General features: G+C 51.7%; 27 protein-coding genes. 17 read left to right on the plus strand and 10 right to left on the minus strand.

Going from position 1 to position 24,887, the window contains the following annotated elements:
- Nucleotides 1–20: 20 nt before the first annotated feature.
- The 11 genes from V9K92_RS00435 to V9K92_RS00485 all read left to right on the plus strand — a co-directional run bounded on the left by V9K92_RS00435 (nt 21) and on the right by V9K92_RS00485 (nt 11,951).
- Nucleotides 21–1,547 carry a sugar ABC transporter ATP-binding protein gene (locus V9K92_RS00435; RefSeq protein WP_337352846.1) on the plus strand — a complete coding sequence of 509 codons (1,527 nt, stop codon included), beginning with the start codon at nt 21–23 and terminating at the stop codon, nt 1,545–1,547.
- Complete coding sequence (locus V9K92_RS00440) at nt 1,547–2,548, plus strand: ABC transporter permease (protein ID WP_370878691.1); 1,002 nt, start codon at nt 1,547–1,549, stop codon at nt 2,546–2,548. The genes V9K92_RS00435 and V9K92_RS00440 overlap by 1 nt, the downstream gene beginning before the upstream one ends.
- Nucleotides 2,545–3,546: an ABC transporter permease gene (locus tag V9K92_RS00445; protein WP_337352847.1), complete on the plus strand. Its 1,002-nt coding sequence runs from the start codon at nt 2,545–2,547 to the stop codon at nt 3,544–3,546. The genes V9K92_RS00440 and V9K92_RS00445 overlap by 4 nt, the downstream gene beginning before the upstream one ends.
- Nucleotides 3,543–3,866: an L-rhamnose mutarotase gene (rhaM, locus tag V9K92_RS00450; RefSeq protein ID WP_337352848.1), complete on the plus strand. Its 324-nt coding sequence runs from the start codon at nt 3,543–3,545 to the stop codon at nt 3,864–3,866. Before V9K92_RS00445 ends, rhaM begins: the two co-directional genes overlap by 4 nt.
- Nucleotides 3,863–5,242 carry an FGGY-family carbohydrate kinase gene (locus V9K92_RS00455; protein ID WP_337352849.1) on the plus strand — a complete coding sequence of 460 codons (1,380 nt, stop codon included), beginning with the start codon at nt 3,863–3,865 and terminating at the stop codon, nt 5,240–5,242. The genes rhaM and V9K92_RS00455 overlap by 4 nt, the downstream gene beginning before the upstream one ends.
- Before the next feature lie 151 nt (nt 5,243–5,393).
- A complete protein-coding gene (gene ytfQ / locus V9K92_RS00460; protein ID WP_336441255.1) occupies nt 5,394–6,359 on the plus strand; it encodes a galactofuranose ABC transporter, galactofuranose-binding protein YtfQ in 966 nt (321 codons plus the stop codon).
- Between the two features lie 72 nt (nt 6,360–6,431).
- The gene (locus V9K92_RS00465) at nt 6,432–7,949 is read left to right on the plus strand and encodes a sugar ABC transporter ATP-binding protein (RefSeq protein ID WP_337352850.1); all 1,518 of its coding nucleotides are present in this window, start codon (nt 6,432–6,434) and stop codon (nt 7,947–7,949) included.
- Complete coding sequence (locus V9K92_RS00470) at nt 7,946–8,962, plus strand: ABC transporter permease subunit (protein WP_115054004.1); 1,017 nt, start codon at nt 7,946–7,948, stop codon at nt 8,960–8,962. Before V9K92_RS00465 ends, V9K92_RS00470 begins: the two co-directional genes overlap by 4 nt.
- Nucleotides 8,959–9,936: a galactofuranose ABC transporter, permease protein YjfF gene (yjfF, locus tag V9K92_RS00475; RefSeq protein WP_337352851.1), complete on the plus strand. Its 978-nt coding sequence runs from the start codon at nt 8,959–8,961 to the stop codon at nt 9,934–9,936. The genes V9K92_RS00470 and yjfF overlap by 4 nt, the downstream gene beginning before the upstream one ends.
- Before the next feature lie 146 nt (nt 9,937–10,082).
- The gene (locus tag V9K92_RS00480) at nt 10,083–11,399 is read left to right on the plus strand and encodes an NAD(P)H-dependent oxidoreductase (RefSeq protein ID WP_307277829.1); all 1,317 of its coding nucleotides are present in this window, start codon (nt 10,083–10,085) and stop codon (nt 11,397–11,399) included.
- A 192-nt stretch (nt 11,400–11,591) separates the two neighbouring features.
- On the plus strand, nt 11,592–11,951 hold the full coding sequence (locus V9K92_RS00485; protein WP_162802565.1) for a hypothetical protein: 360 nt from the start codon (nt 11,592–11,594) through the stop codon (nt 11,949–11,951).
- Here the strand turns inward: V9K92_RS00485 and kynA are convergent, their stop codons facing one another.
- From kynA to V9K92_RS00500, 3 genes are read right to left on the minus strand one after another with little or no spacing between them, the layout of a single operon-like run.
- Entirely contained in the window at nt 11,952–12,791 is an 840-nt protein-coding gene (gene kynA / locus V9K92_RS00490; RefSeq protein ID WP_336441253.1) for a tryptophan 2,3-dioxygenase, read from the minus strand.
- Nucleotides 12,788–14,023 carry a kynureninase gene (kynU, locus tag V9K92_RS00495; RefSeq protein WP_337352852.1) on the minus strand — a complete coding sequence of 412 codons (1,236 nt, stop codon included), beginning with the start codon at nt 14,021–14,023 and terminating at the stop codon, nt 12,788–12,790. The genes kynA and kynU overlap by 4 nt, the downstream gene beginning before the upstream one ends.
- A gap of 16 nt (nt 14,024–14,039) precedes the next feature.
- A complete protein-coding gene (locus tag V9K92_RS00500) occupies nt 14,040–14,777 on the minus strand; it encodes a GntR family transcriptional regulator (RefSeq protein WP_337352853.1) in 738 nt (245 codons plus the stop codon).
- A 108-nt stretch (nt 14,778–14,885) separates the two neighbouring features.
- Between V9K92_RS00500 and V9K92_RS00505 the strand changes: the two genes are divergently transcribed.
- The 4 genes from V9K92_RS00505 to V9K92_RS00520 all read left to right on the plus strand — a co-directional run bounded on the left by V9K92_RS00505 (nt 14,886) and on the right by V9K92_RS00520 (nt 18,501).
- Nucleotides 14,886–15,860: an ABC transporter substrate-binding protein gene (locus V9K92_RS00505; protein ID WP_336441251.1), complete on the plus strand. Its 975-nt coding sequence runs from the start codon at nt 14,886–14,888 to the stop codon at nt 15,858–15,860.
- A gap of 95 nt (nt 15,861–15,955) precedes the next feature.
- Complete coding sequence (locus V9K92_RS00510) at nt 15,956–16,738, plus strand: ATP-binding cassette domain-containing protein (protein WP_115054102.1); 783 nt, start codon at nt 15,956–15,958, stop codon at nt 16,736–16,738.
- Nucleotide 16,739: 1 nt separating this feature from the next.
- A complete protein-coding gene (locus tag V9K92_RS00515; protein WP_115053996.1) occupies nt 16,740–17,654 on the plus strand; it encodes an ABC transporter permease subunit in 915 nt (304 codons plus the stop codon).
- A 19-nt stretch (nt 17,655–17,673) separates the two neighbouring features.
- On the plus strand, nt 17,674–18,501 hold the full coding sequence (locus V9K92_RS00520; protein ID WP_336441249.1) for an alpha/beta hydrolase: 828 nt from the start codon (nt 17,674–17,676) through the stop codon (nt 18,499–18,501).
- Nucleotides 18,502–18,568: 67 nt separating this feature from the next.
- Here the strand turns inward: V9K92_RS00520 and V9K92_RS00525 are convergent, their stop codons facing one another.
- The gene (locus V9K92_RS00525; protein WP_115053994.1) at nt 18,569–18,835 is read right to left on the minus strand and encodes a helix-turn-helix domain-containing protein; all 267 of its coding nucleotides are present in this window, start codon (nt 18,833–18,835) and stop codon (nt 18,569–18,571) included.
- Between the two features lie 259 nt (nt 18,836–19,094).
- Here V9K92_RS00525 and V9K92_RS00530 point away from each other — a divergent pair, with 259 nt between their 5' ends.
- Nucleotides 19,095–19,274, plus strand: coding sequence for a hypothetical protein (locus V9K92_RS00530; protein ID WP_337352854.1), 180 nt, complete (start codon nt 19,095–19,097; stop codon nt 19,272–19,274).
- A gap of 23 nt (nt 19,275–19,297) precedes the next feature.
- On the opposite strand, the gene V9K92_RS00535 is transcribed toward V9K92_RS00530, so the two are convergent.
- Nucleotides 19,298–19,939: a 3-oxoacid CoA-transferase subunit B gene (locus V9K92_RS00535; protein ID WP_115053993.1), complete on the minus strand. Its 642-nt coding sequence runs from the start codon at nt 19,937–19,939 to the stop codon at nt 19,298–19,300.
- A gap of 1 nt (nt 19,940) precedes the next feature.
- Entirely contained in the window at nt 19,941–20,606 is a 666-nt protein-coding gene (locus tag V9K92_RS00540; RefSeq protein WP_307278980.1) for a CoA transferase subunit A, read from the minus strand.
- A 137-nt stretch (nt 20,607–20,743) separates the two neighbouring features.
- Here V9K92_RS00540 and V9K92_RS00545 point away from each other — a divergent pair, with 137 nt between their 5' ends.
- The gene (locus V9K92_RS00545) at nt 20,744–21,331 is read left to right on the plus strand and encodes a PAS and helix-turn-helix domain-containing protein (RefSeq protein ID WP_307277856.1); all 588 of its coding nucleotides are present in this window, start codon (nt 20,744–20,746) and stop codon (nt 21,329–21,331) included.
- Nucleotide 21,332: 1 nt separating this feature from the next.
- On the opposite strand, the gene V9K92_RS00550 is transcribed toward V9K92_RS00545, so the two are convergent.
- From V9K92_RS00550 to V9K92_RS00565, 4 genes are all read right to left on the minus strand, one after another.
- Nucleotides 21,333–22,118 carry an ABC transporter permease gene (locus tag V9K92_RS00550; protein ID WP_307278983.1) on the minus strand — a complete coding sequence of 262 codons (786 nt, stop codon included), beginning with the start codon at nt 22,116–22,118 and terminating at the stop codon, nt 21,333–21,335.
- The gene (locus tag V9K92_RS00555) at nt 22,118–22,948 is read right to left on the minus strand and encodes an ABC transporter ATP-binding protein (RefSeq protein ID WP_307277859.1); all 831 of its coding nucleotides are present in this window, start codon (nt 22,946–22,948) and stop codon (nt 22,118–22,120) included. Before V9K92_RS00555 ends, V9K92_RS00550 begins: the two co-directional genes overlap by 1 nt.
- 9 nt (nt 22,949–22,957) lie before the next feature.
- Nucleotides 22,958–23,977: an ABC transporter substrate-binding protein gene (locus V9K92_RS00560; RefSeq protein ID WP_307277862.1), complete on the minus strand. Its 1,020-nt coding sequence runs from the start codon at nt 23,975–23,977 to the stop codon at nt 22,958–22,960.
- A gap of 457 nt (nt 23,978–24,434) precedes the next feature.
- Nucleotides 24,435–24,713 (minus strand): hypothetical protein, encoded by a 279-nt coding sequence (locus V9K92_RS00565; RefSeq protein ID WP_307277865.1) that lies wholly within the window; start codon nt 24,711–24,713, stop codon nt 24,435–24,437.
- Nucleotides 24,714–24,887 lie beyond the last annotated feature (174 nt).

A 24,887-nucleotide genomic window follows, 5' to 3' on the forward strand; every position in this document is an offset into this window, starting at 1 on the left:
TTTCCTGTTCGGTAAAATCAATGAACCAGACTGCAGCGCTAATGCCAATTCCTGATATGCCGCTCCTGGAGATGCGCGGCATTTCCAAATCGTTTCCTGGCGTAAAGGCTTTGAACGACGTGAATATCGCCCTCTATGCCGGCAAGGTGACGGCATTGATTGGGGAAAATGGCGCCGGAAAGTCCACCCTCGTAAAAATCCTCACCGGTATCTATTCCTGCGACGAGGGAGAAATCCATGTCGACGGTGCGCCGGTCGCATTCGCCAATGCGCAAGATGCGATAGACGTCGGCGTAACAGCTATTCATCAAGAAACGGTCCTTTTCGATGAGCTGTCCGTTGCGGAGAATATCTTTATTGGCCATGCACCGAAGTCCCGGCTCGGGTTGGTAAACTGGAAGGCGGTCAATGCGCGGGCGCTCGCCCTGCTGCATTCACTGGAAAGCAATATTGATCCGCGCATACGACTCAAGGATTTGTCCATTGCACAGCGTCATCTCGTTGCCATTGCCCGAGCCTTGTCGGTCGATGCGCGTATTGTCATCATGGATGAGCCCACAGCCGCATTGTCGCGCAAGGAGGTGGATGATCTTTTCCAGATTGTCAAAAGGCTGAAGGCGCAAGGCAAAGCCATTCTTTTCATCAGCCATAAATTTGATGAAGTGTATGAGATCGCTGATCACTATGCGGTTTTTCGTGATGGCAAGGCCGTGGGCAGCGGAGAGCTTGCCGGTGTCGAGCAAAATGAAATCGTAAAACTGATGGTGGGACGATCCGTCGAACATGCGTTTCCCAAGGTAGATATTGCCTTGGGAACAACCGTATTCGCCGTTGAGAACTATACGCATCCCACAGAATTTCGCGACATATCGTTCGAGCTGAGAAAAGGTGAGATATTTGGCATCTATGGTCTTGTCGGTGCAGGGCGTTCGGAAATCTGCCAGTCATTTTTCGGTATTACCCAGCCCTCCAGCGGCAAGCTGAAACTGGACGGGAAGGAAATTACCGTTCGTAGCCCCGGCGAAGCGATCAATGCCGGAATTGTATATGTCCCGGAAGAGCGGGGGCGGCATGGGGCGGTGCTGCAATTGCCAATCTATCAAAATGTCTCCCTCCCCTCGCTGGCACGCACATCGCGTTCCGGCTTCCTGAATGCGGCAGCAGAATTTGCTCTTGCGCGCAAATATGCAGAGCGTTTCGATCTGCGTGCTGCAGCGCTTTCCGTGCCGGTGGGAACATTGTCGGGCGGCAATCAGCAGAAGGTCGTCATTGGCAAATGGCTGGCAACGCAACCCAAAATCCTGATTCTTGATGAGCCGACGAAAGGCATTGATATCGGATCAAAAGCTGCAGTTCACGCCTTTATCAGTGAGCTTGCTGGCGAAGGCCTCAGCATCATCATGGTCTCGTCGGAACTGCCGGAAATAATGGGCATGTCAGACAGGGTGCTCGTTATGCGTGAAGGTCTTTCAGCAGGTATCTTTGAGCGTGACAGTTTGGGCGCCGAAACACTGGTTCGTGCGGCAACCGGCAATGCGAGTGTGTAATGATCAAACAAATCTTCAGATACCGCGAAATATTGCTGGTAATTATTATTGCCGTTCTGCTTGCGGTCTTTTCAACGCGCGCGCCGGGTTTTGCCAGACCCGGTAACTTATCCAACATATTCAACGACACGTCGATCCTTATCATCCTGGCCTTGGGGCAGATGACAGTAATCCTTACCAAGTCGATTGACCTGTCCGTGGCCGCCAATGTTGCCTTTACCGGCATGGCTGTGGGCATGTTAAATGCATCCTATCCGGATCTGCCCCTGCCCCTGATTGTGCTTGTGGCACTCTCAATCGGCGCGATACTCGGTGCCCTCAACGGGCTTTTTGTGTGGAAGCTCAATATCCCTTCGATTGTTGTTACTCTCGGCACTTTGACCATCTATCGGGGGATGGCTTTTGTGCTTTCCGGCGGCGCGTGGGTTAACGCCCATCAGATGAGCGAACCATTCCTTCAGACGCCGCGCCAATTGTTTCTTGGCCTGCCAGTTCTTGGTTGGATAGCCATTATCATTGTGGCTGTAATGTATCTCGTCATGTCACGCACATTCCTTGGCCGCGCAATCTACGCGTCGGGCGGGAATCCGACTGCCGCAGTTTACGCAGGCATCGACGTTGGGCGCACCCGCTTCTTTGCTTTCGTAATTTCCGGCACGCTCGCGGGTCTATGCGGCTATCTTTGGGTTTCGCGCTACGCGGTCGCGTATGTCGACATCGCTGCAGGCTTCGAGCTCGACAGTGTTGCGGCCTGCGTCATTGGCGGAATTTCAACCCTCGGCGGCATAGGTTCCGTCGCAGGCGCTGTTCTTGGTGCGCTGTTTCTTGGTGTTATCAAGAATGCGCTGCCAGTCATCAACATTTCGCCTTTCTCGCAAATGGCAATTTCAGGCGGGGTAATCATTGCTGCAGTTATCTTCAATGCGCGACAAGAGCGTCGACGCGGGCGGATCATCCTCCGAGATCGCGGTGCATCGGAACAAATCGAGGTAGCAGCATGATCGCAGTCACGGAAAAACGACATATTCCTGATCGGTTGGGTACATCTGCCTCGCGTCTTTTTGCAAGCTGGGAAGCGCTGCTTTTATGTGTGGCAGTGCTGATCTTCATTGCCAATAGCCTTGCCTCACCTTACTTCCTCAATGCTTGGAACTTGTCGGACGCCACATTCAATTTCACTGAAAAGGCATTGATAGCCTTTGCTATGGCGCTTTTGATTATAGCCGGCGAAATAGACCTATCCGTGGCTGCGATTATTGCGCTTGCTTCAACTGCCATGGGAACAGCGGCTCAAATGGGGGTGGGTACACCGGGCATCGTTTTGATCGGCATTGGTGTTGGTCTCGGATGCGGCGTAATCAATGGCGTACTCGTTGCCGGTCTGCGCCTGCCTTCAATCGTCGTCACTATCGGCACCATGAGCCTCTTTCGAGGCATCGCCTATATTGTGCTGGGCGACAAGGCTTATGGCGGCTATCCCCCATCCTTTGCGTATTTCGGCCAGGGCTATGTCTTTTGGGTCGTCTCATTCGAATTCGTCTTGTTTGCAGTTTTTGCCTGCCTTTTCGCGATTTTGCTGCATGCCACAAATTTTGGCCGCCGCATCTATGCCATTGGTAACAATGAATTTGCCGCACGTTTTTCCGGCATTCGTGTCGAACGCGTCAAGTTTCTGTTGTTTCTGCTCACTGGCCTGATGTCCGGTATCGCAGCTGTCTGCCTGACGTCCCGCCTAGGCTCCACCCGTCCTTCGATTGCACAAGGGTGGGAACTGGAGGTCGTGACCATGGTTGTTCTTGGCGGAATTTCGATCCTCGGTGGTTCGGGCCGTATTGGCGGTGTCGTTATCGCTGCGTTTGTGATGGGATTGGTAACATTTGGTCTCGGTCTGCTGAATGTGCCGGGTATTGTTATGTCGATTTTCATCGGACTTTTGTTAATCGCAACAATCACGTTGCCGATCATCATCCGTCGATTGAGATATGGCAGAACAGCATGAATCTCACTGAGAAATATGCATTCACCATGACGCTGAATCCGGGCATGGAAGCAGAATATAAGCGCCGCCATGCGGAAATATGGCCTGAACTGGTGGCTCTGTTGCACGATGCGGGTGTCAGGGATTATTCGATCCACCTTGATCCGGCTACCCATACGCTTTTTGGGGTTTTAACCCGGCCAGCAGATCATGGGATGCAAAAACTTGCAGAGCATCCCGTTATGAAAAAATGGTGGGCTTACATGGCTGACATCATGGCAACCAATGAGGATAATTCGCCTGTCCAAACTCCGCTCACGAACATGTTTCATCTCCCATGAGCGCAATTCGTCATATTGCAGTTCTGGATATCGGCAAGACGAATGCCAAGGTTGTCGTGGTTGACGCTGGTACCGGCTTGGAAATCGTCGCGAGAAGTACGCCCAATCGTGTTCTGAAGACCGGCCTGTACCCACACTATGATGTCGAGACTCTTTGGGAGTTTTGTCTCGGTGCGTTGTCGGAATTTTCTTCCGATCCCGGGTTTGACGCAATCTCCGTAACGGCGCATGGCGCAGCCGCCGTCTTGCTTGATGGGCAAGGTCTGGCCATGCCGGCTATTGATTATGAATATAGCTATCCCGATGAGGTCTGCGCAGCCTATGCGGCTTTGCGCCCGGATTTTTCAGAAACCGGTTCCCCCTTGCAGTCTGGTGGCCTGAATGTTGGAGCGCAAATCCATTATCAGAAAACCCAATTTCCGGCCGAGTTTGCCACGGTCAGGACGATTGTCACCTACGCTCAGTACTGGGTGTGGCGTCTCACCGGAATTGCCAGAAACGAAGTGACATCTCTGGGCTGTCACACCGATTTATGGAATCCGCAAACATGCAGCTATTCCAGTCTTGTCGATAAGCTTGAGCTACGGCCGTTGCTTCCTCCTATAGCCTCGGCATTTGAGAGGATCGGCGGAATTCTGCCTGCAGTGGCTGCCGAAATCGGGAGCAAACAATCAATTCCGGTTTATTGCGGCATTCACGATTCCAACGCTTCATTGCTACCCCATCTGATGAGGCGCAAGTCTGGTTTTTCCGTCATTTCTACAGGTACCTGGGTGGTGTTGTTTGCGGTGGGAGGAACACTTGAACAACTTGACCCGGATCGTGACACGCTGGCCAATGTTGATGTTTACGGCAAAGCTGTACCTTCCGCCCGCTTTATGGGCGGAAGAGAATTCGATCAACTGACGCAAGGTCAAATCGCCGAACCTGACGCTGAAACGCTTGCCCGGATTATCGCCGACCGGACAATGATCCTTCCAAGTATTATACAAGGATCGGGACCCTTCCCCAATCATAAGGCTGTTTGGGTGAATGGTGAGCCGGACGGTGCCTCAGACAGAAATGCAGCAGCTTCTCTCTATGCAGCGCTGATGACGCAGACGAGCCTTCAATTGATCGGCGCGATAGGCCCGACAATTGTCGAGGGTCCATTCTCCCGCAACCAAATATACCTTTCCGCCTTGCGATCCCTCACATCCCGCGAAGTGATTGCCGCTCCGGGTTCAACGGGCACGAGTCTTGGTGCTGCGTTGCTGGCGGGTGCAAAGCTGCCCGTCGAATCTGTTGATGAAACAATCCTGTCGCTCGGTACTGATTTTGATTTCTACGCCAGACATTGGCGAGACAGTACCGTCGATGCCCGGCTCCTTTTGTAGGAATACCGGATAATCTGGACCGCTGACTGTTGAAAAACGGGCTCCGGCACTCCCATCAATTCGACTTCTTGCTATTTATATTACTATATTATAGTAACACATTGAGGTCTGGGAGGATCTTAACAGTTTGACCATTTAGGGAGGAGAAGTTATGGCTTTTACGAAGAGAATTCTGCTTGCCACTACGGTGGCGATTGCCTTTGCCGGGTATGCCAATGCGGCAGATTTGACAGTTGGCTTTTCGCAGATTGGCTCTGAATCCGGCTGGCGCGCCGCTGAAACGTCCGTATCTAAAATCGAGGCGGAAAAGCGCGGTATTAACCTGAAGATCGCCGACGCCCAGCAGAAGCAGGAAAATCAAATCAAGGCGATTCGTGGATTCGTCGCTCAAGGCGTCGATGCAATCTTCATTGCGCCGGTCGTTGCGACGGGCTGGGATACTGTTCTCACAGAAGCCAAGGAAGCCAAAATTCCGGTTATACTTTTGGACCGCACAATCGAAACAGCCAGTGATGATCTGTATTTGACAGCTGTGACGTCAGATACAGTGCACGAAGGCAAGGTTGCGGGCGAATGGCTGGTGAAAACAGTAGCTGGCAAGGAATGTAAAGTCGTCGAATTGCAGGGAACTGTGGGCTCGAGCCCGGCAATCAACCGCAAGAAGGGCTTTGAAGAAGGTATCGCATCTGCATCCAACATCAAGATTACCCGGAGCCAGACAGGCGACTTTACCCGGTCCAAGGGCAAGGAAGTCATGGAAGGCTTTCTGAAAGCCGAAAATGGCGGCAAAGACATTTGCGCACTGTACGCCCACAATGATGACATGGCTGTCGGTGCAATTCAGGCAATCAAAGAAGCAGGCTTGAAGCCAGGCAAGGATATTCTCGTCGTGTCGATTGACGCGGTTCCGGATATTTTCAAGGCCATGTCTGAGGGCGAAGCCAACGCAACCGTTGAACTGACCCCAAATATGGCCGGCCCGGCTTTTGATGCGCTCAAGGCGTTCAAAGATGACGGAAAGGCCCCGCCAAAGTGGATCCAGACGGAATCGAAGCTTTATACGCAGGCGGATGATCCAAAGAAGGTTTACGAGGAGAAAAAGGGTCTGGGATACTGATCAAACCGTCATTGCCAGCTGCCCTATCGGGGCGGCTGGCTACTGATTGACAATACGCTCGCGAGAGGCGCAATGACGGAACATCCCAGTCTTCTGGCCGTAGAAGGCATCTGCAAATCATTCATCGGATTTAAAGCTCTCGACAGCGTCGATTTTGCCGTTCGCCCCGGAGAAATCCATGCACTTCTCGGCGAGAATGGTGCAGGAAAGTCGACGCTTATCAAAGTACTGACAGGCGTGCATCAGCCCGATTCCGGCGTGATAAAGATAGACGGGCAGCCTGTGAGCGTGCGCGACACGCAGCATGCGCAAAATCTGGGCATCGGCACCGTCTATCAGGAAGTGAATCTGCTGCCGGATATGTCTGTAGCCGATAATCTTTTCATTGGTCGCCAGCCAATGCGTTTTGGCTTCGTTAACCGCAAGCTGATGGAAAAAAGTGCAAGGGAGCTGCTGACCCAGTACGATCTCCATCTGGACGTCTCATCGGATTTGTCCCGCTATTCCGTCGCTGTCCAGCAGCTTGTGGCAATTGCCCGCGCTGTCGATATGTCAGGACGTGTTCTCATTCTTGATGAGCCGACAGCCAGTCTCGACCGCCATGAGACCGAAATCCTGTTCGCAATTCTTCGTAAGTTGCGAAGCCGTGGCCTGGGGATTGTCTTCATTACCCATTTTCTCGATCAGGTTTATGAAATCTGCGACCGGGTGACGGTCCTGCGTAATGGCAAACTGGCCGGAAGCGCATTAACAACAGAGCTTCCAAAAATTGAGCTTGTTTCGCTTATGCTCGGGCGAACATTGGCTGTTGCCACACATAATACGCGCCGTGACCGGCCCGCTCCCGAAATCAGACAATTTTCTTTCAAAGGGCTCGGACGCAGTCGCAGCATCGCTCCATTTGATCTGGATATTGGCGAGGGCGAAGTTGTTGGCATGGCGGGACTATTGGGTTCTGGACGCACGGAAACCGCTAAAGTTCTGTTTGGTATTGATGCCGCAGACACAGGGCAGATTCACATTGATGGCGATCCGGTGCTTATCCGGACTCCACAGGACGCAGTGGCCTGTGGCTTTGGCTTATGTCCGGAAGATCGCAAGTCCGACGGTATAATTGGTGACCTTTCAGTGCGGGAAAATATCTGTCTTGCGCTGCAAGCGCATAGGGGCTGGTTCAATCGGCTCTCAACTCATGAGCAGACTGTACTAGCTGATAAATTCGTCAAGGCTTTCGATATTCGAACGACCGACATCGAAAAGCCGGTGAAATTTCTCTCTGGCGGTAATCAGCAGAAAGTCATTCTTGCACGCTGGCTTGCCACCAATCCACGGCTTCTCATTTTGGACGAACCAACCCGCGGCATTGATGTGGGTGCTCATGCGGAGATTATTGCCTTGATTCATCAATTGTGTGATGACGGCATGGCCTTGCTTGTTATCTCATCGGAAATCGATGAGATCGTTGCCTATAGCAGCCGCGTTGTCGTTTTGCGTGACCGTGCCCATCGCGGTGAAATTTCCGGTGATGATATTGTTCCAGCCAATATCATGCAGATGATTGCTGCTGAACCCGAAAGGGCTTCGGCATGAGCGGTCCGCGTGTCACAGCACTGACGAAGGCCATGCCGCAGCTGCTTACGCTCGTGCTGATATTATTTCTCAACTATCTGGCTTTCCCCGGATTTTTCGACATACGCCTTCAAGACGGGCGGTTGTTCGGTAGCCTGATCGACGTGCTAAACCGGGGAGCGCCGGTGATTATCCTTGCAGTTGGCATGACTGCTGTCATCGCGAGTCGTGGTGTTGACCTTTCCGTTGGTGCAGTGATGGCGGTGTCCGGTGCGATAGCGGCAACGATGACCGTTGCCGGATATCCCCTGCCGATCGTCATTCTTGCCACGCTTGGGGTAGGTTTGTTGTGCGGATTGTGGAACGGTATTCTTGTCGCCTATTTCGACCTGCAACCCATCGTGGCAACGTTGATTTTGATGGTTGCCGGGCGGGGTATCGCGCAGCTGATTACGGAAGGTTCCATCGTCACCTTCAATGAACCTGGCCTGATATTTTTCGGAACCGGATCATTTGCCGGGGTTCCGATGCCTATCCTGATTGCGTTGCTGCTTCTCATCGTGGCGATTGCGGTTGTCCGGCGCACAGCACTTGGGCTGCTGATCGAATCCATTGGTATCAATCGCAGCGCCAGCAATTATGCAGGCCTGAACAGCAAGCTGCTGCTGCTTGTAATCTACGCTTTCTGCGGGTTTTGCGCCGCATTGGCGGGGATCATTATTGCAGCCGATATACGTGGAGCGGACGCCAATAATGCTGGTCTTTGGCTGGAACTGGACGCTATCCTTGCCGTCGTTGTCGGTGGCACGTCGCTCTTCGGCGGTCGGTTCTCCATTCTCATGTCGGCGCTGGGAGCGGTCATCATTCAGGCAATGAACACAGGAATACTGCTGTCCGGTTTTCCGCCAGAATATAATCTCATTTTGAAAGCGCTGGTCATAATCGTGATCTTGCTTGCGCAGTCATTTTCATCGGCTGGCGGCTGGGCATTCGTTAAGGCAGAATTCGGTACCAAAGGGCGGAAGAGCCAGTGAACACACGTCTTTTACCTCTTTATGCAACATTGCTGATCTGTATCATTGCTTATGCTGTCTGCGTCTTTCAGTTCCCCATGATGTTTTCAACGCGGGTCGCCGGAAATTTGCTGACTGACAACGCGTTTCTTGGAATTGCTGCCGTTGGTATGACCTTTGTCATTCTCTCAGGTGGCATCGACCTATCGGTCGGATCGGTGATTGCCTTCACCGGCGTATTGCTTGCGGTGCTGATCACGCATTACGGAATTCATCCCCTCATCGCTTTCGCCATTGCGCTCGTCATTACCACTGCTTTCGGGGCAAGCATGGGTACTGTCATACATTATCTGGAAGTCCCCGCCTTCATTGTTACGCTGGCAGGAATGTTTCTGGCGCGAGGCATGTGCTTTGTCATGACGACGGATTCAATACCGGTCAATCATCAATTCTATACATATCTGCAGGGATTATATTATCTGCTGCCGGGTGGCGGAAGACTGACTTTCATTGGCTGCCTGATGCTGCTGATCTTTGCAGTTGGCATTGTAATGGCCCATTTCAGCAAGTTTGGCTCATATATTTATGCCGTCGGAGGAAATCGTACTTCTGCCGAGCTTATGGGAGTGCCCGTTGCCAAAACAACCATCGGCATCTATGCAATGTCGGGCTTTCTGTCAGGGCTCGCGGGTATCGTCTTCTCTCTTTATACTTCGGCCGGATATTCTCTTGCAGCAGTTGGCGTCGAACTTGATACAATTGCGTCCGTTGTTATTGGCGGAACCCTGCTGACCGGTGGCGTTGGCTATGTTGCGGGCACTTTCATCGGCGTAATTATTCAGGGCATTATCCAGACATACATCGTTTTCGATGGAACTTTGTCGAGCTGGTGGACAAAGATCGTTGTGGGAATACTTCTCTTCTCATTCATTGCCTTGCAACGTCTGCTGGTGTTGCTGTCATCGAAAAGAACGGCGACCCTTACCAAACCATAACTGCCGAATAGGTTTTTCGACCCTTTAGCGCCAGCGTTTCGCAGGCCAAGGTCATAACAAATCCTGGATTTTCGCTACAAAGCGGCATAGTCAGTTGCCAATCACGCGTTCTCGTCCTATTCCAGTTATAGAACATTGGAGGAATTATGAATACAAATGTTGCATTGACAGGCTTGGCGCGGGATATGCAGGCGCGCGCTGATACGGGACGCCCAATCCGCATTGGCCTGATCGGCTCCGGGGAGATGGGAACCGACATCGTTACACGCGTAGCGCACATGCCGGGTATCGAAATCGGCGCTATTTCAGAGCTCAATACGCCCAATGCGCTTAAGGCGGTGGATATCGCCTATCGCGAGGAGGGGCATTCGCGTGAAGTATCGAATGCTTCCGCTCTTACACAAGCCATGGAAGCCGGTAAGATTGCTGTCACCAATGATGCGAATCTCATTCTGGAAAACGGACTGATAGATGTCGTCATCGATGCGACAGGCGTGCCGGCGGTTGGAGCCGAGATCGGTCTGCGGGCCATGGAGCACGGCAAACATCTGGTCATGATGAATGTTGAAGCTGACGTCACTATTGGTGCCTATCTCAAAAGCGAGGCTGATCGGCTCGGCGTCACCTATTCCCTTGGTGCGGGTGATGAACCTTCCTCTTGCATGGAGTTGATCGAGTTTGTCTCTGCCATGGGCCACCCGATCGTTGCTGCGGGCAAGGGCAAGAACAATCCTCTCAATATTGATGCCATTCCCGACGATTACGAGGAAGAAGCAGCGCGCCGGCACATGAATGTCCGCATGCTCGTCGAGTTTGTGGACGGTTCCAAGACCATGGTGGAAATGGCGGCAATTGCAAATGCCACAGGGCTTGTCCCGGACAAGCCAGGCATGCACGGTCCTGCCGCAACTCTTGATCAGCTTTCCAAGGTACTGGTACCGGAAAAAGATGGTGGTGTACTGTCGAGAGTTGGCGTCGTTGACTATTCCATTGGCAAGGGAGTGGCTCCCGGCGTGTTCGTTATTGCCGATATGTCGCATCCTCGCATATCAGAGCGGATGGAAGATCTGAAAATGGGCAAAGGTCCCTATTTCACATTTCATCGTCCCTATCATCTCACCTCTCTTGAAGTGCCGCTAACATGCGCGCGCGTCGTTCTGTACGGTAAGGCGGATATGGTTCCTTTGGCCACGCCGGTTGCAGAAGTGTGCGCTGTTGCCAAAAAAGATATGAAACCGGGCGACAAGCTCGATGCTATCGGGGAATATTGCTATCGGGCTTGGATCATGACTGCGCCTGAAGCGCGGTCAGCTGGTGCAATTCCTTGCGGACTTTTGCAAGGCGGCTTGGTTACGGCCCCGATAAAAAAAGGCGAGCTCATTACCCATGCCAACGCCGCCACAGCTCCGGGATCCAAAATTGTCGAGCTTCGCGCACGGCAAGACAAGTTGGTCTACGGTTGATTGATCAAACTATATTTCGTTGTCGTAACGAACGAAAATTGTGAATATTTAACAGCAAGTTAGACAGAGGCTCACGCTTCTGCCTAACTTGCGTTCCGTGTGTATAAAGCTGGTTCTAGCCTTGCAAAAAGCCTGTCAAGTACCAATATTAATAATTGGTTAACGACTGAGTCTTTGATGCAGGAGTGCTCCGTGCCAGCTTATCAAATAAAGTTTGCCTATCTGACGAAGTATAAGCAGTCGCGCCATCTGTTTCACCAGCTGGTGATTGCAGACGATGAAGCAAGTGCGCTGGCGCAAGGACGGCAGCTCATGAGTAAACGTTCACCCCAGGCTAGAATCATCCACGAATCCTGCACACTTCGTCCCGATAGCTCCGAAGTCGAAAGCGCAACAGCCCATGGGTGGACGCTTAACGACAATTGGTGGTCCCGCCCGATTAAACCGGATGACGATCTTGCAGCGATTGCAAAACATGGCTTTACCCATAGCAATCATATTCACGCCAAATCGGCGATGGACTGTGTTGCCATAGATAAATATGCCGCGTGATCATAGATCGGTCCGAACAGCCCAAAGCTCCGGGAACAAAACGACGTCGAGCATTTTTCTCAAGTAGTTGACACCTGAAGTCCCGCCTGTCCCGGTTTTAAAGCCGATAATGCGCTCGACAGTCGTGACGTGGTTAAACCGCCAGCGCCTGAAATAATCCTCAAAATCCACCAGTTTTTCGGCAAGCTCATAAAGCGACCAATGTGCTTCGGGATCGCTATAAATAACCAGCCAGGCGGCACGGACGCTTTCATTGGCCTCATAGGCCTGCGAGCAATCGCGTGTCAAAATAGACTGATCAATGGGAAACCCTTGCCGGGCTAAAAGACGGATCGACTGGTCATAAATGCTTGGTGCCTGCAAAATCCGTTCAAGCCATGCGTGAATATCGGCTTTATGCGCATGCGGGCGCATCATCGCCGCGTTCTTATTGCCCGCCAAAAATTCAATTGCACGATACTGAAATGACTGAAAGCCGGAAGACATGCCAAGCGCCTTGCGAAATGTCGTATACTCGCTGGGCGTCATGGTTCTCAGCACGTCCCATGCGGAATTCAACTGGTCAAGAATGCGCGAAACCCGAGCAAGCATTTTGAACGAGGGTGCAAGATCATCTTTGGCAATGTGATCGCACACGGATGTCAATTCGTGAATGACCAGCCGCATCCAGATTTCGGAAGCTTGATGTTGCACGATGAAAAGCATTTCGTCATGCGCATCGGAAAGCGGGGCTTGCGCAGTCAAAATTGTATCCAGCCGCAGATAATCGCCGTAAGACATCCGTCCGTCGAAGGACATCTGTGCGCCCTCGCCGGAGGGATCGTAAGGTGTGCGCGTCATGTGACCGCCCCGAGTACACGATATTCGTGTGCATCCCAGCTGCGTGTTACCAGGACTTCCTTGAGTATAGAAACAGCGTTTTCGACATCAGCAAAACTCAGATAAAGAGGCGTAAATCCAAAGCGGATAATGTCGGGTGCCCGGAAATCGCCAATCACACCCCGGGCGATCAGCGCCTGCATGATGGCGTAGCCATTTTCGCATGAATAAGAAACCTGGCTCCCCCGCTTATCGGCGTCTCTCGGCGTGACCAGCTTTAGGTGATATTCCGCTGCAAAGTCTTCAACGCCTTCGATGAAGCTGTCGCACAGCGCCGTCGACTTCATCCGCAAAGCTTCCATGTCGACATCATTCCAAACTGACAAAGCTTCATCCAGAGCGATCATGCCCAGAACTTGCGGGGTACCGCAGAGATATTGTTCGATGTTTCTGGACGGAGCATAGACAGTTTCGAAGTTAAAAGGCGCACGATGGCCAAACCAACCCGATAGTGGCTGATTGAATTCTCCCTGATGAGCCGGATTGACATATAGAAAAGCCGGAGCGCCGGGACCCCCATTCAAATATTTATAGCCGCAACCTATAGCGAAATCGGCATTTGCGCTGGTTAGATCCACGGGCATTGCGCCCGCTGAGTGAGCCAGATCCCACACAACAAGGACACCTTTGTCGTGGGCGGCCTGCGTTATTGCCTCCATATCGTGACGGTAGCCGGTACGATAATTGACATGGGTAAGCATGAGAACGGCTACATCATCGTCAAGCGCGTCAGCAATGTCGGCCGGTTTGTCAACCAGCACAAGCCTGTGGCCTTTTCCTATCTGCTTTGCCACGCCTTCTGCTATGTAAAGATCTGTTGGAAAGTTTTCTCTTTCCGAAACAATCTTGCTGCGTCCGGCATTGAGCCCGAGAGCGGCTGACAGCACCTTGAAAAGGTTGATCGATGTGCTGTCGGCGGCAACGACGGTTCCTGCAGGCGCGCCGATCAAGCCGGCAATTTTATTTCCCACGCGTTGAGGCAGATGGACCCAGTCGGCAGTGTTCCAGCTTCGAATGAGTTGTTCGCCCCATTCTTCACTTATGGTTTTTGCAACCCGCTGCCTCACGGTTTTCGGCAGCGCGCCCAATGAATTACCATCAAGGTAAATTACATTATCGGGCAGCTCGAATCTGTCGCGAAAGGACCTTAGTGGATCAGATTGGTCGGCTAAAATGGCTTTGGTGCTCGTCATGGGTTTCATTGTTCCATCAGGCCGCTGTGTCGACAGAAGGTATGCCACCAGCGCGGGCCAGTTTCAAAAATGCCTCTTTGGCGAGGCGGACGTGATCAATCAGCAAGGCCTCGGCCTTCAATTTGTCTCGTGCGAGTGCTGCTTCGAGCAGGGCTGTATGCGCTTCGATGCCAAGCGCTTCACGGGATAAGACAGCATTCCCGGCTGCTCCTTCCGCAGCACGGTTCAGGTGATCTATGCGCAGGATTATATGTCGCCTATATCGCTGCAGCTGCGCCGTGGTCTGCTGGGCAAAGCTCATCAGCCATTTTGAGGATGTTCCCGCTATCAGCGCCAGATGGAATTCGGCATGAGCGATATCCCATGCATCTATTGCCTCTGATTGTGAAAAAGAATTGGGTGTGATGCAAGTGGCAAGGCGGTAATGCGCGCTGACCAAATTAGCCTCCCAGTTGCGGTCACCTTCGTCGATGGAACGCGCAAGCAATTCAGTTTCAATCACGGACCGGGCAGTCTCAAGATCTTCAAGTTCTTCGAGCGTCATAGTGGCCACACGAAAACCTTTGTTGGCTTCGGTCGTGACGAAGTTTTCAGCATGAAGGCGATTGAGTGCTTCACGCATGGGAGTAGCGCTGGTGCCAAGCTCGTGCGCCATCGTTCGCAACCGCAATGATTGTCCAGGCCGCAACTCTCCATTGAGGATGCGGGATCGAAGCACGGTATAGAGGCCATCAGATTTGACGCTATCGGCCATTTCGTCCCTTTGTCACGTTGGTGCTTAATTCCATATTGTATATCATTTCACGTTTGTTATACTATTTTCAAGCTTTACAGCGCGGAACATATAAAAAGGGAGAATCGGATGGTTTTGGCACACAAATTGGCCCGTCTAACAATAGGTACGGCGCTCGGACTTGCTTTGGGTTTGAGTGCCGCGGCCGCAGAAACCCGCATTGGCATTGCGCAGTTTGGCAAACATCCCCAGTTGGATGAGACGGTTACTGCTTTCAAGGCAGAGATGACCAAGCTCGGTGTTACTGATGCCGTCTATGATGAGCTCCAGGTTAACTTTGATGCCACGCTGATCCCGCAAATGGTAACCAAGCTGGCCTCCAACAGTCCGAAGCTTATTTTGGCTGTCACGACACCCGTTGCACAAGGCGCGCGGCAGATCGTCGGAAATACCAATACGCCAGTTGTTTTTGCTGCCGTTACGGATCCGGTTGCAGCCAAGCTGACCCCATCCTGGGAAGCTGGCGATAAGGCGATGACCGGAGCCTCCGATCTGCAGGATGTTGCCTCCGTAATTACCTTCATCAAGAAGCTGCTGCCAGATGCAAAGCGCATCGCATATCTTTACAATCCCGGCGAAGACAATGACGTTGCTGTACTCAAATTGATGCAGGAAGTCACCAAGGCGCAGGGTCTGGAACTCGTTGAAGTCGGCCTCGACAACACGAACGACATTCCAATTCGTGTCGGTTCACTGGCAGGAAAAGCTGACGTGATTTATGTGCCGGGCTCCAATCTTGTACAACCAGCCGTTCCGGCTGTTGCGGCGGCGGCCTTGAGCATCAACATTCCCGTTGTCAATGCCTCTGCGCAAGCGGTACGCGATGGGCTTGTGGCAGCGGCTTTCGAAGTTTCCTACACCAAAGTTGGTCAGAACGCGGCAAAACTTGCCTCTGAAATTCTGGCCGGAAAATCGACGGAAAGCCTGGCGCCCATCAAACCGGCTTATGAAGACCATGCTGCAGCCATAAATGAAGCCGTTCTGTCAAAAACCGGACAAAAAGTGCCGGATAGCCTCAAAGATTGCGGTTGTTTCGTCAAATAAGCCTTCTCTTACAAGCCATAAGCATATAGTTCCCGCCTGTAGCGCGGGAACTATCATATTATAGCGGCTCAGCTTAAGGGGCTCACATGACCGACATGCTCTCCGTCAAGGGCGGCACCAAAATCTTCTATCGCGGCACGCAGGATGAACGACGTGCTCTCGATGGATTGGATGTAACACTTAAATCCGGTGATTTTTGCATCGTGATTGGTAGTAATGGTGCTGGAAAGTCGAGCTTTCTCAACGCTGTTTCCGGTAAACTGCCGCTGGATTCCGGCAAAATATTCATTGACGGTCAAGACGTCACAAAGCTAAGCGCCCATCGCCGTGCCCAGTTCATTGCCAGAGTCTTTCAAGATCCGATGATAGGCACTGCTCCGACCATGACAATCGGCGAAAACATGCTCCTTGCCGAACTGCGGGGAAAACAGCGCAGCTTTGCCTATGGGCTGACAACATCCCGCCGCGCTCGATATAGCAAGCAATTGGCTGAACTCAATCTTGGATTGGAAAACCGCCTCGATATGCAAGTCGGGCTGCTATCCGGTGGGCAGCGTCAGTCACTTTCGCTGGTCATGGCCGTTTCAACACATCCAAAACTGCTGCTCCTGGATGAACACACGGCTGCCCTTGATCCCCGCACTGCCAAACTTGTCATGGACACGACAGTGCGTGCCGTCGATGAGCTCAAGCTCACGACAATGATGGTCACGCATAATATGGAACATGCCATCAATTACGGTAACCGGATTATCATGATGGATGCTGGCAAGGTTCTTGTAGATATTGGGCCCGAAGAGAAGCGCGGCATCACAGTGATGGACCTTATTGACCGGTTCCATACAAAGTCTGACGCAATTGCGTTGCAGGGGGCCTAAGATGCTGGATGTTTTTAACAGTTTCTACGGGCTCATCCCGGTCACAATTGCGCAAAGCCTCATTGTTTCCTTTGTTGTTCTTGGCGTTATGTTGCCATTCCGTATCCTGAATTTCCCGGATCTGACATCTGAAGGTGCGTTTCCGCTCGGCGGGTGTGTTTGCGGAACCCTGATAGCGGCCGGGGTAAATCCTTTTCTCGCCGTTTTTATTGCTCTGCTTTGCGGATTTGCGGCGGGTTGCACAACGGCGTTTATCCACCTCCGGTTCAAGATCAACACGCTCCTAGCCGGTATATTGGTGATGACGATGCTCTACAGCATCAATTTGCGTATTATGGGCCGGACAAATATTCCGCTTTTTACCTATGACACGACCTTTACTTTATTGGCCGGACCGGCTGCCAATTTCGCATGGGTGAAAATTGCGATCGTAGGGGTACTGGTCGCGCTTGTTATTGCCGCGATGTTGTACTTCTTCATGTCGGAGAAAGGCACATCAATGCGTGCGGTCGGGGCGAGCCCAGATATGGCTGAAGCGCAAGGCATCAATGTCAGCACTGCGACGATCATTGGGGTTGGTGTCGCCAGTGCGCTTTCTGCCACAGGTGGAAGCATCATGGTTCAAACTCAAGGGTTTGCCGACGTCAATATGGGTTTTGGCATTCTTATCAATGGACTTGCTGCTCTTATTATCGGTGAAGCGATTACCGGTCGTCAGACGATCTTGCGGCAAATCCTTGCCCCCATTGTCGGGTCGTTGGTTTATTACCAGTTGATCTCATTCTGCTTGACGCTGGGACTTGCTCCAGCAGACCTTAAATTTGCCACTGGTGCCTTTGTGCTCCTGATGCTGGCTCTGCCGAATCTGCGCAAGTCCGGCGGAGGAAACCAGATTCGTGAGAAAATAAGGGAATAATCACAATCGGGAGATAATCATGACGAATGCTATCGATTGGGATGATGCCTATTCCAACTTCGCCTATATTCCGGACGGAGCCAGTTATCCGCAAAAATGGCGTACAGAGGCAGCCCAGTTCCGGTCGGAAATGGATGATAAAGGTCTGCTGAAGGCAGATATCGCCTATGGCCCAGATACGCGAAACCGGCTCGACCTTTTCATGCCTTGGGGCGATCTAAAGGGCCTTATGATATTTGTCCATGGGGGCTATTGGAAAGAAGATTTCGACAAAAGCGTGTGGTCACATTTGGCAAGGGGTGCGCATGCTCATGGATTTGCTGTTGCCGTTCCATCATATGTGCTCTGCCCGCATGTTCGCATCAGCGATATTACGGTTCAAATCGGTCTTGCTATCACCAAAGCCGCAGGAGAAGTTGCAGGTCCGATTCATTTGACCGGGCATTCAGCAGGTGGCCATCTCGTAGCACGCATGGTTACAGTCACATCGCCATTGTCGCAAACGATCCGTCAGCGCATTCGCAAGACCGTTCCGATATCTGCTATCACGGATCTTCGGCCTTTAATGAAAACAAAAATGAACGAGACGCTTCATCTTGATGCCATAGAAGCGCGGTTGGAGAGCCCGGCTTTGCTCGAACCGCAAGAAGGGATCGACCTTACTGCATGGGTTGGTGCCGATGAGCGTCCGGAGTTTATCAGGCAGAATGCATTGCTTGCCAATATATGGGCTGGCTTTGATTGCAGTATTACGGCTGTTGAAGAGCCGACAAAGCACCACGCCAATATTATCGAAGGCCTGACGAAGGCGGATCATCCGCTGACGCGTACATTGCTGGGACTGTAGCAAAAAGGCTGCCAGGATTGGGATATCACCCTGGCAGCCTTTTTACCGATTTGTTGTTATCGAAGTGTCAGGCGCTAAGGCGCTTTGAATCCTCAATGATCATTGCATTGCTCGGCAAACCGAGTGCATGAGCAATACGTTCTAGCTTGCTCGGGTCCGAATTTTGACCGCTTTCAATAGTCTCGATTTCGAGAGATGTCAGACCGCATGACACGGCCAGATCTTCAATTGAATATCCGAATTGTTCGCGAAATGCCCTGACAATATTAATACCATTGGCTAAAGCTGTTGTAATCGATTCTGGCAATGAATAGTTATCGATGGTTTTGTTCATCGCTTTGCTCCTAACGTGAATGGTTTGGTTAACAAATCGGAAGGCAGAACTTATACGTCCGTCGGTTTGGATCAACCCTTTTATGCCTGTTCACATAAAACGTGATCGAAAACTATGTGGAGCGCTTGCCTTAAAGTAGCACCAAATCTCGGTAAAATGACAAATATGCCGATCGTTGACTTGACCAATTGCTGAAGAATATCAGTGGATTGTAACGCCGCTGTGTCACTTGCAGCTCGACATATATAGGTATGCCATCATGAAAAAGAAGGTTTTTGGCTGGATTTATTTCACGAGTCTCGTTTTGGGGTTTGTAACATTGGTTTGCCTGCCTTCAGGCTGTGCTCAGGTCTACTACGGAACGTTCCGCTATGAGGCTCAATGTCTGGAGCGCCCGCAACATGGTGAAACACTCTGCACAGTCGAGAAGATTAAATAGCCCGGTTTCCCGGGCCATTTAGTTCAAACGGCCACATCAAAAGCGGCTTGGGTTTTTGCTTTGATTTCTGCAACGGTCACACCGGGGGCGATTTCTATCAAGGTCATTTTGGCCTCACCACGTCTCTCGATAGTGAAAACGCCAAGATCAGTGATGACAAGATCTGTCACCCGCTGACCCGTTAGTGGCAACGTGCATTCTTCGAGCAGTTTGGCTTCCCCTTTTGCTTCATGCTCCATCACAACAACGACCTTCTTGACGCCAGCGACCAGGTCCATTGCGCCACCCATGCCTTTGACCATTTTGCCGGGCACCATCCAGTTGGCAAGATCACCATTTTTTGCAACCTGCATGGCTCCCAGGATGGAAAGGTCGATATGGCCGCCGCGGATCATTCCAAAGCTATCGGCACCGTTGAAGTAACTCGTTGTCGGCAACTGCGTGATTGTTTGCTTGCCGGCATTGATGAGATCAGCATCCTCTTCGCCTTCATATGGAAATGGCCCCATACCAAGCATTCCGTTTTCACTCTGGAGCTGTACACTCATGCCGGTTGGGATGTAGTTGGCGACGAGAGTGGGGATGCCAATTCCCAGATTGACGTAGAAACCATCTTCAAGTTCCTTTGCAGCCCGCTCGGCCATTTGATCACGTGTCCACGCCATATCAGTGCGCTCCGTTTTCAGCGACAAGTCTCGGTCGCGTTGTCCGTTGTTCAATATGTTTTGTCGGATTTGGAACGTGTACAATCCGCTTCACAAAAATACCGGGTGTATGAACATGGTCACCATCAATCATGCCTGCCTCGACCAGGTGTTCCACCTCCGCCACAGTGAACTTTGAGGCAGTCGCCATGATCGGATTGAAGTTGCGGGCCGTTTTACGATAAACGAGGTTACCCTCCGTATCACCCTTATAGGCATGGACTATGGATAGATCGGCGAAAAGCCCGCGTTCCATGACATAAGACTCGCCATCGAATTCCCGCACATCCTTGCCTTCTGCTATGATGGTGCCGACACCGGTCTTGGTGAAAAAGGCGGGAATTCCGGCTCCTCCTGCCCGAATGCGCTCGGCAAGCGTGCCTTGCGGATTGAACTCCAGTTCCAGTTCGCCCGATAGATATTGCTGCGCAAAAAGTTTGTTCTCGCCAACATAAGACGAGATCATTTTGCGGATTTGCTTGGTTTCGAGCAATACGCCAAGACCAATGCCGTCAACACCGGCATTGTTTGATATTACGGTCAGATCTCTAACACCGGAATCGCGGATTGCATAAATCAGCGCTTCGGGAATACCACAAAGGCCAAATCCACCGGCCATGATCGTCATGCCGTCGAACAGAACACCTTCCAGTGCGTCAGCGACGCTTGATTGAACTTTTTTCAAGAATAGTCTCCCATTTCTTTCGTCCTCCTTATCAACGGTAAAGCTTGTGCCGGTGCCACAGATAGTCGTATTAATACTGCATGACAGTACCGGAGCTTTCCAGTTTAGACATTGTGAATTCTGCGAGCGAAAAACGCTTTCAGTTGACGGACCTGCCAGTGCCGATGGTCTATGCAACGCACCGTATCATAAGGGATTGCAATTCCGAATTTGCTGAAACCTTTGGCTATGAGCGGCTGGAGTTGATCAATCAGAGTTTCAGCCGGCTCTATCCCAAGATCAGAGATTTCGTTCGCACCGGCGAGATGTGGAGAAGCAATCTTGGAGGCGGTAAGGTCTATTACGATGAACGTTTGATGAGGCGCAGGGACGGAACCAGCTTCTGGTGCCGGGTGCGCGGTCGCAGCCGCAATAACGCCGATCCGTTTGCAGAGGCACTTTATTGTTTCGAGCCGACAAACCGGGCCGTGACAGGAAATATGAGCCTCATCTCCGATCGACAGAAACAAGTTCTGACCCTGGTGTCTCAAGGCAAGACCAATGCCCAGATTGCGGCGGAAATAGGCTTGTCGAAACGCACTGTCGAAGCGCACAGGGCACGCCTTATGCGGGCCCATTCTTTGCACAATAGCGCGGAACTTATTGCGTGGTTTTCAAGTCTGCGCTGAATCAGAAGGAAGCAGCGCTCTTTGGCCTCCAGACAAGCAAACGGTTTTCAACAAGTGTCACCAGCCAGTCGACAAGAATAACGAAAAAAGTCAAAACAAACATTCCTGCAAAAACGCCGGTGACATCGAAGACGCTTTCAGCCTCGTGAATAAGATATCCCAGGCCCGCTGCTGAGCCGAGATATTCACCGACTACTGCTCCCACTACCGCAAAACCTACCGACGTATGCAAAGATGAGAACATCCAGGACAACGCGGACGGCATATAGACATGGCGCAGCAACTGTCTTCCGTTCATGCCAAGCATGCGCGCATTGGATAGCACAGCTGGGCTTACTTCCTTGACACCTTGATAGACGTTGAAGAACACAATGAAAAAAACCAGAGTAACGCCCAAGGCCACTTTCGACCAGATGCCAAGCCCAAGCCACAATGCAAATATTGGTGCAAGAACAACGCGTGGCAAAGCATTGGCTGCTTTCACATAAGGATCGAAAACGGCAGCAAGGAGTGGTTTGCGCGCAAACCAGAACCCGACAATCACGCCCCCGAGCGAACCGATGATGAAGGCAAGTGCGGCCTCAGTGAGTGTTATGCCGAGATGATACCAAATCGAACCATCGGCAAACCAGTCGAGAATGCGGTTGCCAACGGCCAATGGCTCGGCGAAGAAAAAACTGATTGTTTTAGGATCACCGATAAGGGTTGTGGTTGAGGCAACGTGCCAGGCTACCAGAACGACGACAGCCACTAAAATTTGCAGGAGAAGTAAAAGTCCCCGGTTCATCATGCTTTTTCCGCCTGCCGATAACCTTTGAGCACTTCTTCCTTTAACGCATTCCAGATTTCCCGGTGCACTTCATGGAATTGCGGCTCGGATTTGATGTCAGCCATATTGCGTGGTCTGGTTAGTGGAATTGTGTAATCGCCAATAATGCGCGACGACGGTCCGGCAGACATAATGACCACCCGGTCAGCAAGACCGATTGCCTCATCAAGATCGTGCGTAACAAACATGACTGCCTTGCGATCTGCTGTCCACAAATCAAGCAGCAGATCACCCATAATAAGGCGGGTCTGTGCATCCAACGGCCCAAAAGGCTCGTCCATTAATATGATCTTCGGGTCGCGGATAAGGACCTGTGCCAATCCCACACGTTTGCGCTGACCGCCGGAAAGCATGTGCGGATAACGGTCGCAAAAGGCGGAAAGTCCGACTTTCCCCAGCCATGTGCGAGCGCGCTCAAGTGCTTCACGACGCGGAATTCCGGCTACTTCCAGCCCTATCGCAACATTATCAAGCGATGTCTTCCACGGCATGAGCGAATCTTGCTGAAAGAGATATCCGGCATGGCCATTGATCCCGGTATGTGTCTTGCCGAAGATTTTGATCTGGCCCCGTGCTGGTTTGAGCAAACCAGCGGTCGCATTTAAAAGGGTGGACTTTCCGCAGCCCGTTGGTCCGACAATTGCAACGAACTCACGATCACGAACACTCAGATTTGTTTCGCCAACGGCCTCATATGTCTTTTCATGGGCAACCGGAAAAGCGATGGTAATGCCTTGCAACTCGACGGCGTCTGCACGGGTGCCCGCCTCGGATAGGGGTACTGTCATTGATGCTGCCTATCCCTTGATAAACCGGTCATCAAACGTTGCAGCAAGATCGATATCGGCTTTTGCAAATTCTGGATCGAGGATTTTTAATGTATTGAGAACCGACTGCATGCCCTCCATTGTCAGGACGCCGTTAAGCGAATAGGTGGGCAATGAATTGGCTACTGCTTTCAAATAAAGCGATTTATCGCCCAATTGATATTCCGCTGGAACGCTGTCTGCAATTTCTTCTGGCGAAGCACCATGCAACCATTTCAACGATTTGACGAAGGCATTGACCAAGGCTTTTGAAGTGTTGGGATTTGCGTCGGCAAACTCTTTCTTGACATAGAGCACTGCCGCTGGATTTGATCCGCCAAATAGTGCCTTTGTTCCCTCTTCGGTACGGGTATCGATGATGACAGTGATGTCGCCATCTGCTTCAAGCTTGGCAATGACCGGGTCCAGATGTGAAATTACATCCACCTGTCCTTGTTTGATTGCAGCCACGGCGCTGGCGCCACCGCCAATACCAATCAAGGGCGCCGCATTGGCTTTGAGTCCGGCTTTGACCATCGCATATTGCGCAGTCAGCGCAGTTGACGATCCAGGTGCTGTCACGCCGATCTTCAATCCGGCAAAATCGGCGGGAGACTTGATTTTATCAGCGAGTTCCTTGCGGACAGCGATCACAATGGCCGGGAACCGGCCAAGCTCGCACAAGGCTCGCACATCCTGTCCTTTTGCCTGCATCCGGATCGTGTGCTCATACGCGCCGGTTACAACATCGACAGACCCGCCGATCAGGGCCTGCAAGGATTTTGCTCCGCCGCCAAAGTCATTGACGGTGACATCAAGACCCTCTTCCTTGAAAAACCCCCGGCGCTCGGCAATTGTCAGCGGCAGATAATAAAGAAGGGGTTTGCCGCCGACACCCAGTGTAACGCTGGTTTTTTCCAGGGCCCCTGCTGTTTGAGCCCCCGCCCTTGAGCTGGAAGTACCAAGCAAGGATAGTGCTGCCGCACCAGCAAGAAATTGACGGCGTTCCATATTGCTTCCTCCGCTATGGATTGCACAACTTGTTCCGATGGCTGGCGATACCAGCTGGCTGTGCATTTGTTTTCTGATTTTGAGAAAAGTTAGCATCAGGATTCTGGCAAGACAAGCAGTTCCGCGGAAATACACAAAGAGGGAGATCTCCATAACCAAGGCTGCATCAAGCGAACGTGATGGCACTCATCAAGACGTCGCAGTCACCCATTATCGATCCACGCGCACAAACAGGCCCACGGCTACAAAAGCGAACGCAGATTATTGTCCAGGACGTGCTCGTGGTGCGGAATCGGTTGGCAGGGCGTCGAAAATGCACCCGAACCCTTCATCCATACGACATGGGAATGATCCACGCTTCAACCGGGCCGGCATTTGCTACCAGGTCGGTAATCGGCATCAAGGTGTCTTTCTGCCCTCCGCTATTTCAAGGGCAGGCTCGAAATCGCCGAGCCCTTCAATTGTTGCGGCTATTATCATTTGGTTTCACCACACTGTAACGCTGCGCCGTCTTGTATCGCGTATTCCTCACCTCGATAATGCCGCCCTCCAGTACGATGTATACGACCTCCCCATTTTGGGAAGTCGCCATGTCTCCGACTTTACCCTCACCTCGTATGATTTGATTGACGGTGATACGCGCCACCTGATCATCTTCTGCAGCTGCGACCAGGCCGGGATATGAGCAGGCGAAAATCGTAAAAGCCGAAAACAGCGCTATTTTTTTGTTTGCCACTTCACAGTCTCCCATTCACATGAATGTCGATTCCAACCATTCTCGATAAATGGCCGCGACTCAATGTTTGAATGATATCGAGCCCGCCATCGTTACGCCAATGTTTGGCAGGCTTGAAAGCAGCAACAATTCCGTGTAGATATCTAGAAATAACGCTATTTTTCTAGATGGAAT

The organism is Phyllobacterium sp. CCNWLW109, from assembly GCF_037203905.1.
Lineage (GTDB): Bacteria > Pseudomonadota > Alphaproteobacteria > Rhizobiales > Rhizobiaceae > Phyllobacterium > Phyllobacterium ifriqiyense.